Genomic DNA, 9,981 nt, shown 5'->3' with positions numbered 1-9,981 from the left:
AACGCTATCCCAACGGGAAGATAGCCATAATTCTTGATAATGCGCGTATTCATCATGCGAAGCTCATCCAACCGTTTTTAAGTAGACATCTGCATCGCTTAGAATTGGTATTTTTACCTCCCTACAGCCCGGATTTAAATCTAATTGAAGGATTATGGAAATGGCTCAAATCTGACGTCATCCATAACGTTTTTTATTCATCGGTCTACGAGATTCAAAAAAATGTACAGGCTTTTATCCAGGAGTTAAATCGCACACCTGAAAAAGTGATTAATCGATTGTGCGTTCAATTGTAAAGCTTAAATTCAACTTATATAGAATATTAAATTGAATACAAATTGAAAACGATAAAAATTGAACCCATCCTAGATAATTTTTATACTCAAATTTAATTTCACATAAAAAACGTTTTAAACATAAAGTTTAAAACGTTTTTTATTCAATGCTTTTGATTTTTCAGTTCTGTTAAACACTCTTGCACTAAAGTTACCGCTTGACTCATCGCAGCTCCGCCAGCAAATGCTGCTGAAACACCACATGCTTCCAGAATCTCTTTATCCGAACATCCTTGATCAAGACAACCTTTTGTATGATAAATTGTACAATACTCATCTTGCGTTGCTAAACTAATTCCTAATGCAATAAGTTGTTTTTCTCTTTTTGTTAAAGCACCCTCTTGAAAACAAGCTTGCGTGAACGCATTATATGTCTCAGCGATTTCAGGAATTTGATTTGTAAAACTACCTATACCTTCTTTATAATGATGTAGAATATCATTTATCGAACTATGTTGCTCATGTTCCATCTTATTCCCTCCAGTCATATTATCCATACCTATTGTAGTATGCGATGAAATGGAGGCAATATACCTTCTTTTAAATTAAGAATTTTCAGTTAATTTACGTTATAATTTTAAATTATCATCTACAATAACTTTTCCTCTAGAACTTTTTCTTTCAACCTCTTTACTTCTTTCTTCCCAAAATGTTAATCCTTCAATCCCCACATTTTTAGGATTAAATACTGGATCTTTCCCTTCTTTTTTCTGCGTTTCATAGTCTTTTAACACTTTTAATGCGATTTTACTTAATAATAGAATCGCGATTAAGTTTAACCATGCCATACTACCGATTCCTAAATCTCCGAAATTCCATAAAAGCGACGCTGATTCAACACTACCGATGTAAACCATAATTAAAAATCCAAATTTTAAAACTGGTTTTAACCAGCCATACTTCAATTGACGATCTAAATAAGTAAGTGTCGTTTCAGCGATATAGTAATAAGCGAGTAACGTTGTAAATGCAAAAAAGAAAATTGCAATTGAAATAAATATTGGACCAAACCCTGTCATCACAGTTTCAACTGCTTGTTGCGTATAAATTGGACCTGCTTCCACATTTCCTATGTTTTTTACAATAGCGCTTTTCCCTTCAGGTATAACATTATACATACCTGTAATTAATATCATAAGAGCTGTCGCTGTACATACGACAATTGTATCGATATATACGGAAAACGCTTGAACTAATCCTTGTTTTGCAGGATGCGATACTTCAGCAGCAGCCGAACTATACGTCGCTTCTCCGACACCAGCAACGTTTGAAAATACAGCACGTTTTACACCCCATGCAATAGCTGCACCAACAATTCCACCAAACATTTCATTTACACCAAATGCGCTAGAGAAAATTAAAGCAAACATACTTGGGATCTCCGTTACATTCGCAATTAATATGATACATGTAACAATTACATAACCAATTGCCATAAATGGAACAAGCATTTGAGAAACGCCAGCAATTCTCTTTACACCACCAAAAATAATTGCCGCTAGTAACACGACTAAAAATATACCAGTTATATATTTGTTAATACCATTAGAGTTTTCGAATCCAACTGCGATACTACTAGATTGAATACCTGGTAATAACATGCCATATGAAAGTGTTACAACTACCGCTACAATGACTGCAAACCATTTCATTTTTAAACCTTTCTCAATGAAATATGGAGTACCGCCGCGATATTCATTCCCTACTTTACTTTTGTATACTTGAGATAATGTTGATTCAACAAACGCACTCGCTGCCCCTAACAAAGCCATTACCCACATCCAAAATACAGCTCCAGGCCCGCCGAAAGCGATCGCTGTCGCTACCCCTGCAATATTACCAATTCCAACTCTTCCTGATAAGGCTAAACAAAATGCCTGAAAAGATGATATTCCCGTCTCGGAACTCTTTCCTTCAAATAATAGTTTAATCATCTCTTTAAAATAACGAATTTGCAAAAAACGTGTTGCAATCGTGAAATATACGCCTGCCCCTAATGCAAAAACAACTAAACCGATACTCCACACTTGCCTTACTAACCATTCTACTAAATTCTCCATCCAAATCCCCCTTATCATTCTTTTGAAAAGCAATTTTGTATATAAGAAAACGGACAACTATTATCAAACTTTCTAGTTGTCCGCATCTTTCATTATTTCATCCCTCAATTTTTGTCAGTAAAACACCCTATTACTTTATATTTACCCAAACACTTTTCACTTCTGTATAATTATCAAGCGCATATGAACCTAATTCGCGGCCAATACCAGATTGTTTGTATCCACCAAATGGTGCAGCTGCATTTTCTAAGTTATAATCATTAATCCACACTGTTCCTGCTTTTAATTTATTTGCCACTTGATGACCCGTTTTGATATTTTGCGTCCATACACCCGCAGCAAGGCCATAGGATGAGTTGTTCGCTCGTTCAATTACTTCTTCTGTCGAATCAAATGGAAGTACAACAACAACTGGTCCAAATATTTCTTCCTTAACGATTGTCATATCGTCTGTAACATCTGTGAATACAGTTGGTTTAACGAAATAACCTTTTTCAAGCGCACGTTCACCACCAGCCGCAACTGTAGCACCTTCTTTCTTCCCTTGCTCAATGTAATGTAACACACGCTCTTGTTGTTTCTTAGATACGAGTGGACCCATTTCCGTTCCTTTCTCCATACCTGCTCCAAGTTTTACGTTGTTCGCCATTTTCACAAGTGCATCTACTACAGTTTCATAATGTTTACGATGAACAAATACACGTGATCCTGCGCTACAATTTTGACCATGATTATACATAATACCTTGGAATGCACCATTAATTGCTTCTTCCAAGTCCGCATCTTCTAAAATGATGTTTGGTGATTTGCCGCCAAGCTCTAACGTTACATGCTTAATCATTTCTGCAGACTGACGCATAATATACTTTCCTGTAACAGTAGATCCTGTAAAAGCAACTTTATCAATGTCATGATGATTTACAATTGCTGCTCCTGCTTCAGGACCAAAGCCTGGTACAAAGTTTACAACACCGTTTGGAAATCCAGCCTCTTTAAAGAGTTTTGCTGTATATAGTAAGGATAAAGGTGTTTGCTCTGCTGGTTTTAATACGATCGTACAACCTGTCGCCAGTGCAGCTCCCATTTTCCAAGAAGACATAACGAGCGGAAAGTTCCACGGAATAATCTGACCTACAACACCTACAGGTTCATGTCTCGTGTAATTTAAGTAATCTTTTGAAATTGGGATTGTTTGCCCAATAATTTTTGTAGCCCATCCTGCGTAATAACGATAATTTTCTACAGTCGCTGAAATATCATCATCAAGTGCTACTTGATATGGCTTTCCATTATCTAAAGCTTCTAGTTGCGCTAATTCTTCTCTATGTTCTTCAATTAAATCTGCTAACTTATAAATAAGATGCGCTCTTTCAGCAGTAGTCATTTCTGCCCACGGACCAGATTTAAATGCAGATCTTGCTGCTTTTACTGCAGCATCAATATCCTCTTCTTGCGCTTCACATACGACTGCTAGAACATCTTCTGTTGCTGGATTGTATGTTTCAAACGTCTTTCCGCCAATAGCAGAAACAAATTCGCCATTAATAAACATTTTAATTTCTTCATTTAAAAACGCTTCCACTTTTGGTTTCAGCTCAATATTTGTCTTTAACATTATGTTCTCCTCCTTATTTAAACAGCTGCATGAGCTGCAATATTTGATAAAATCGTTTGAAGCTTTTGATCTTCGTCAACAGTTAATCCTAGTCTTGGATAGCGAGAAGGTCCTCCCGCTTGCCCATGTAATTCCATGGAACGTTTAACGATTTGAACATATTTCCCTGATCCTTCAAGAAACTCGCAAAGTGGTAAAATAGCATCGTTTATTTCCCACGCCTTTTCTAATTCACCATTTTGAAAATGCTCATACATTTTTGTAACGAGACCGGGAACGATATTTCCTGCTACTGAAACCCATCCCGAAGCACCAACTAAATATGATTCCATAACTAAATCTTCAGAACCACAGAAGACTTGGAAAGCCCCTTCACTTTGTCTTACTAAATCTCTCGCTTTTCGAATATCTCCGCTAGATTCTTTAATATGCGTAACATTTTCACACTCTTTTCCAATACGGAGCATTAGCTCTGTACTCATATCGACACCAGAAGTAAATGGGTTATTGTATAGCATAATTGGTATATTTACAGAGTTTGAGATTTCTTTAAAATGAAAATAAATCTCCTCTTCCTTCGGTTTACAATAGTAAGAGTTTATAATTAATGTACAATCCGCTCCGTGCGCTTCTGCATGTTTCGTATATTCAATTGTTTCTTTTGTGGTCTCTGCTGCAGTTCCAACAATGACTGGAATACGGCCATCAATTTCTTTCAACACAGTTTCTACCATTTTAAATCGTTCTTCTTTTGATAAACTTACAAACTCTCCTGTACTTCCATTAATGATAATACCTGCAACCTTTTGTTCGATAAAGTAATTTACATTTTGTTTTACCCCATCCCAATTAATTTCCTGAAATTCATCCATCGGTGTTATTAATACTGGAAATGCCCCTTTAATTTTTTGCATATTTATCTCTCCCTATCACATTTTATTTTAATAAGAATCCTGCCGGAAACGGATCCGTAGGGTCTAATAGAAACGTCTGCATCCCTGTAATAAATCCTCTACTTTCAAAACGGAAAATGTATCCTAGTTCCTCCTTCTTCACTTTTTCCACAGTTATAAAACTATTAAATATACTTTCATTTTTAAAAGGTTTATCCGCCATATAATCATTTTTAAATAATGCATGAACATAGGAAACGATAGTAGAAACAAAACCTGGCGAACGTACGATAAAGTTATCTTCATGAAATGTAATCGACTTTATATGGTTCTTTTCTTTTTGCGAAGGATCTACTAAAATAAGCCTTTTTATTAGCGACTGTTTTTGTATAGCCTGCAGTGTAGCTTCTCCCCATCTTTTCAATTCTGAAATGTTTTCAACACGAATTTCTGGCGAATACGCACCTTTTTCTACAACTGCATATACTTTATCTGCTTGTATGAGAGAATAACTTACATTACCAACCTGTAAATTTTCCTCAATCAAATAGCAAAGTTTGCTTTCAAACGAAACAGATATAACTTCATCATTCTCTACATACGCATGAACTAAAAATATTCCAGATAACGTTTCAATTTTGTATTGATTGGACTCTCTCTTTTTTAAATACCCACTTTCGAGTAACATCGTTATTACCGCAACAATGCCCCCATAATGAAGCGGAATCGAACCTTCATGATTAAAAAATAATACAGCTGCATCCACTTCATTATGGATAGATGGAACGACAATACACCCATTCAAACCGATAAAACCACGTGGTTCATTTAATAAAAGCTTCATCTCTTCTGCTAATTCACCTGAAAATTGTTCATTTAATTGCTCCAAACTGTAGTAGTATTTGCATGGTACGTCTTTCATTACACGAAATGCCTCGCCATTTACATGTACGTCTACTGCTGTATACATTTTTTGAATGTTCATTTTATATCCTCCGTTTCATGTTCCATCGGCGGAATTAGCAAAAATCCTTCTTTGAGTGGATCCATTTCATTGTAAAAAAATTTATGCATACCCATAAGCCAAGCTGATCCCGTAATTTTCGTTATGACAGCTTCAATATTTTCAACATGTGTCGTATTCACGACATATCCTTTAAATAAAGAACCAACGATACTCTCATGAATGAACTCTTCACCAATTTTGATTTCTTTCTGAGCGTATAATACAGCTAGCTTCGCAGATGTTCCTGTACCGCATGGGGATCGATCTATTCCGCCTGGTGGTACAACAACTGTATTTTTCACATGCGCACATTCATGAGTAGCATCTGTATAAAATTCAACATGTGTTAATCCTCTAATAAACGAATACTCTGGATGAATGATTTCAAACTTCTCATTAATTGTGTTTCTTATATGAATCGCCTTATCGATGATTGTAGATGCATTTTCTGGTACTAATTCTAGGCCTACTGACTTCGCATCAATAATGGCATAAAAATTCCCTCCATACGCAATATCAGCCTCTACAGTTCCAATGTCTTTGACGTGTACAGTAATATTTTTCAATAAAAAAGCTGGTATGTTACAGAAAGATACCTCTTTTGCTTTTCCATCTTGAACAGCAATATCTACTTCCACTAAGCCAGCCGGGGTATCTAGTTTTAAAGAAGTAATCGGTTCAACTACTGGAATTAAACCTGATTCAACTAACGCTGTACATACACCGATTGTATCGTGACCGCACATCGGTAAGTATCCACCTGTCTCTATGTATATAACACCTATATCAGCCTCAGGATGACATGGGTCTGTTAATAATGCCCCTGACATTACATCATGACCACGCGGTTCATTCATTAACAATTTTCGAATCCAATCATATTCCTTTTTCATATGTAACATCTTCTCTGCCATCGTCTCTCCAATCAACTTTGGAAGTCCGCTAATTAATGTCCTCGTTGGATTCCCGCCCGTATGTGTATCAATAGTCGTAAAGACTCTTTGTGACCTCATCCGTTTAACACCCTTTCTGTAAAACGACTCAAACGAAGTGGTTCAATAGGAATAATTGTCTCTTTTTCATTTAATAACTCTTCAATTACTTTCCCAGTAACTGCTGCAAGACTAATCCCATCCCCTTCATGTCCAGCGGCAATGAAATAATTCGGAATATGTTCCACTCGTGAAATAATCGGCAAATGATCTTCTGTCCACGGACGTAAACCAGCGTAAGAACGAATTACCATCATATCTGCCATTTTCGGATAAAAGCGAATCGCTCTATTTGCGATACATTTAATGACTTCATTGTTTATTCTCGTATGAAACCCTACAAATTCACGACTACTTCCAATTAAGAAATTTTGACTTTCAGTAGGCTCAAATACGAGCGCAACCCCGTATTTTTCAGTTAAAACATCTACTTTTCTTTTTCCGCCAAATTTAGAAATTAAATAACCGAATTCCATTACTTTACGGCATCCTACATGTTGTTGCCTTGATGCTACTATAATATGCCCTTTTCTCGGTTCAATTGGTATATTTACATTTAACATCTGACCAATCTTAGGAGCCCACACACCGGCTGCATTTACAACTTGTTTTGCTGTAAAAGTACCATTCGTAGTTTCTACAACAAATGAACCATTCGTCTCTATTTTCATACTCTTTACTTCGGTCTGCTTAAAGGCTTTTGCGCCAAACTTTTGTGCCTCTGACAGAAGCGAGAAAGCAAGGAGATATGGATTCACAGTTGAATCCGTCGCACATTCTAAACCGCCTAATAAATCATCAGCAAAAAAAGGCGACTCTTCTCTTATATCTTGCCTATCAAGCATTCGAAACGGTAATCCAGCTTTTTTTTGCCGATTTACCCATTGCTGTGCAGCCTCCATCTCTTCGTCTGACTCACATACGAGAATACTTCCTGGTGCCCTATATTCAAATGAATACTCTAATTCTTCACTTAAATCAGTTACTAATTTTTGACTTACTAAAGACATTTGACTATCAAACCCTGGGTCTTTATCAATGGCCAAAATATTCCCATCACACCGTGAAGACGTCCCGCTGACAAATTCTCCTTTTTCAATGATTGTTACGTCTCTTCCGTATTTTGAAGTGTAATAAGCGATAGAACACCCTATTATTCCACCACCTATAATTAAAACGTCGCAGTGCCTCACACTATACTCCTCCTTTCCCTAAACCTCTCACTTTCTTTTATGCAATTGACGTGCCAATTCTTCATATATACAATTTCCATAAACAATATTTTTATTTGTAAAAATAATTTAAATTTACAGTAAATAGGTGTATTATTTTTTTATCACTGTCAAAATTTTTATACATAACAGGAGGGCATTATGGCATTTTCATTTCCGACTATACAAGAGTTTTTTGAACGTGTTTTAATCGATCATACATGTAGCCTTAATCACATTAAGCAAGTAAACGAAAGGTTTTATTATCTCCCTTCTACTACAGATGAATATAATTGCGCCATTATTTATGTAGATGACTCATTCACTGCACTAATTGACGCTTTTTCTTATGAATTAGCTGTTATCATCCTTAACGAAAACGATGAGCCGATATGCTGTATAACTTCTCAGCAAATGATTCCATTTCTTTATAAGTCCTACAATCAGCTACAGGCATTTTATGACACCGTAATACAAACAACTGACTCTTCTGTTACAGTCATTGATAGTAAAGAATGCGTTCGAACTTGGACAGATGGTGCTGAAAAAATATTTTCAGTCAACCATAATGAAATTATTGGGCAACCGATTACTCGTTTTTTTGATTATAAAGACTTGGAAATTTTACAATCTTTACATGATGGAAAAAGCATAGTCGCTCAGTTCCATCAGCCTCGTCCCGATTTATTCGTATTAATTAATTCAAATCCAGTTTATTGTAATGATGAAATTATAGGAGCAGTCGTTTCAGAAACAGATGTTACAAATCAAGTCGCTTTAAATGAAAAACTATTTAATATGTCACATGAAATGCACCGTTTAGAACAAGAAGTGGCAAAGTATAAAGATGAATCTGATCCTTTCCTTGCGATGAATGGAAAAAGTCCTGTTATACAAAGAACGATACAATTAGCTAGAAAAGTTTGTTCGGTGAAATCAACTGTTTTAATACTTGGGGAAAGCGGAGTTGGAAAAGAAGTATTTGCGAAAGCAATTCATGAAGCAAGTGAAGCAGCGAAGGCACCTTTTATTTCGATTAACTGCGGGGCAATTCCAGAAGCGTTATTTGAAAGTGAATTATTCGGTTACGAGCGTGGGGCGTTTTCTGGAGCTAATAGTAAAGGGAAAAAAGGTAAAATTGAACTCGCACAAGGCGGTACTTTATTCCTCGATGAGATTGGCGAAATGCCGCTCGATATGCAAGTAAAACTGTTACGTGTACTACAAGAACGAAAGTATTACCGAGTTGGCGGAGAAAAAGAAATTAATATTGATTTCCGCATTATCGCTGCTACAAATCGGGATTTACAAGAAGAAATGAGAAAAGGAACTTTCCGAGAAGATTTATATTATCGTTTAAATGTAGTTAGCCTGCATATTCCACCGCTGCGTGAAAGACGAGAGGATATTATCGAACTCACATACTCATTCTTAAACGATTTTTCAATCAACTATAACAGACCAATTCGTGACTTACCTTCAAGCATTATGCATGAACTGCTTCATTACAATTGGCCAGGTAATATTCGCGAACTTCGAAACGTTGTTGAACGACTTGTGGTATTTGCGACAGACGGAATTATAAAACAAGAATATTTACCATTTCATACAACCGAAAATTTAGACAATCATACAGCTCATTCCCTATTACTCAGCAACAATAATACAATCCTTTCTTTACAAGAAGAGATGGATGAGCATGAGAAAAAAGTTATTGAAAGGGCTTTACGAATTTTAAATGGGAATAAATTAGAATGTGCAAAACAACTTGGCGTAACAAGGGCTACTTTATATAACCGTTTAAAAAAACTTGGACTTCAATAAAGAAGCAGTATGCACCGATTAGGCGTTTACAGGTAGCTCTCTCTC

General features: G+C 36.1%; 9 protein-coding genes. 2 read left to right on the top strand and 7 right to left on the bottom strand.

Going from position 1 to position 9,981, the window contains the following annotated elements; all coding sequences use genetic code 11:
* Window positions 1-296, top strand: a 296-nt coding sequence (locus tag ATL10_RS24820; protein ID WP_142670000.1) for a transposase, incomplete at its 5' end; no start/stop codon positions are given.
* 143 nt (window positions 297-439) lie between these two features.
* Here ATL10_RS24820 and ATL10_RS24815 read toward each other — a convergent pair.
* From ATL10_RS24815 to ATL10_RS24785, 7 genes are all read right to left on the bottom strand, one after another.
* Complete coding sequence (locus tag ATL10_RS24815; RefSeq protein ID WP_001999958.1) at window positions 440-832, bottom strand: carboxymuconolactone decarboxylase family protein; 393 nt, start codon at window positions 830-832, stop codon at window positions 440-442.
* Between the two features lie 72 nt (window positions 833-904).
* Window positions 905-2,395, bottom strand: a complete 1,491-nt coding sequence (locus tag ATL10_RS24810) for an alanine/glycine:cation symporter family protein (protein WP_110497722.1) — start codon at window positions 2,393-2,395, stop codon at window positions 905-907.
* Between the two features lie 130 nt (window positions 2,396-2,525).
* Complete coding sequence (locus ATL10_RS24805) at window positions 2,526-4,010, bottom strand: aldehyde dehydrogenase family protein (RefSeq protein WP_000920978.1); 1,485 nt, start codon at window positions 4,008-4,010, stop codon at window positions 2,526-2,528.
* A 17-nt stretch (window positions 4,011-4,027) separates the two neighbouring features.
* Entirely contained in the window at window positions 4,028-4,924 is an 897-nt protein-coding gene (gene dapA / locus ATL10_RS24800; protein WP_086387401.1) for a 4-hydroxy-tetrahydrodipicolinate synthase, read from the bottom strand.
* Between the two features lie 22 nt (window positions 4,925-4,946).
* Window positions 4,947-5,888 carry a proline racemase family protein gene (locus tag ATL10_RS24795; RefSeq protein WP_001025560.1) on the bottom strand — a complete coding sequence of 314 codons (942 nt, stop codon included), beginning with the start codon at window positions 5,886-5,888 and terminating at the stop codon, window positions 4,947-4,949.
* On the bottom strand, window positions 5,885-6,922 hold the full coding sequence (locus ATL10_RS24790; protein WP_001257537.1) for a proline racemase family protein: 1,038 nt from the start codon (window positions 6,920-6,922) through the stop codon (window positions 5,885-5,887). Before ATL10_RS24790 ends, ATL10_RS24795 begins: the two co-directional genes overlap by 4 nt.
* On the bottom strand, window positions 6,919-8,094 hold the full coding sequence (locus ATL10_RS24785; protein ID WP_110497720.1) for an NAD(P)/FAD-dependent oxidoreductase: 1,176 nt from the start codon (window positions 8,092-8,094) through the stop codon (window positions 6,919-6,921). The genes ATL10_RS24790 and ATL10_RS24785 overlap by 4 nt, the downstream gene beginning before the upstream one ends.
* A 180-nt stretch (window positions 8,095-8,274) precedes the next feature.
* On the opposite strand from ATL10_RS24785, the gene ATL10_RS24780 reads away from it, so the two are divergent.
* Window positions 8,275-9,936: a sigma-54 interaction domain-containing protein gene (locus tag ATL10_RS24780; RefSeq protein ID WP_090977822.1), complete on the top strand. Its 1,662-nt coding sequence runs from the start codon at window positions 8,275-8,277 to the stop codon at window positions 9,934-9,936.
* Window positions 9,937-9,981: the final 45 nt, after the last annotated feature.

The organism is Bacillus sp. 196mf, from assembly GCF_003217275.1.
In the GTDB taxonomy this organism is placed as follows: domain Bacteria; phylum Bacillota; class Bacilli; order Bacillales; family Bacillaceae_G; genus Bacillus_A; species Bacillus_A thuringiensis_S.
This window is presented reverse-complemented; position numbering and strand designations above follow the sequence as displayed.

What these genes read in the sequence shown, in the direction of transcription:
- ATL10_RS24815 (WP_001999958.1), bottom strand. Translation starts at nt 832, where the DNA reads ATGGATAATATGACTGGAGGGAATAAGATGGAACATGAGCAACATAGT.
- ATL10_RS24810 (WP_110497722.1), bottom strand. Translation starts at nt 2,395, where the DNA reads ATGGAGAATTTAGTAGAATGGTTAGTAAGGCAAGTGTGGAGTATCGGT.
- ATL10_RS24805 (WP_000920978.1), bottom strand. Translation starts at nt 4,010, where the DNA reads ATGTTAAAGACAAATATTGAGCTGAAACCAAAAGTGGAAGCGTTTTTA.
- dapA (WP_086387401.1), bottom strand. Translation starts at nt 4,924, where the DNA reads ATGCAAAAAATTAAAGGGGCATTTCCAGTATTAATAACACCGATGGAT.
- ATL10_RS24795 (WP_001025560.1), bottom strand. Translation starts at nt 5,888, where the DNA reads ATGAACATTCAAAAAATGTATACAGCAGTAGACGTACATGTAAATGGC.
- ATL10_RS24790 (WP_001257537.1), bottom strand. Translation starts at nt 6,922, where the DNA reads ATGAGGTCACAAAGAGTCTTTACGACTATTGATACACATACGGGCGGG.
- ATL10_RS24780 (WP_090977822.1), top strand. Translation starts at nt 8,275, where the DNA reads ATGGCATTTTCATTTCCGACTATACAAGAGTTTTTTGAACGTGTTTTA.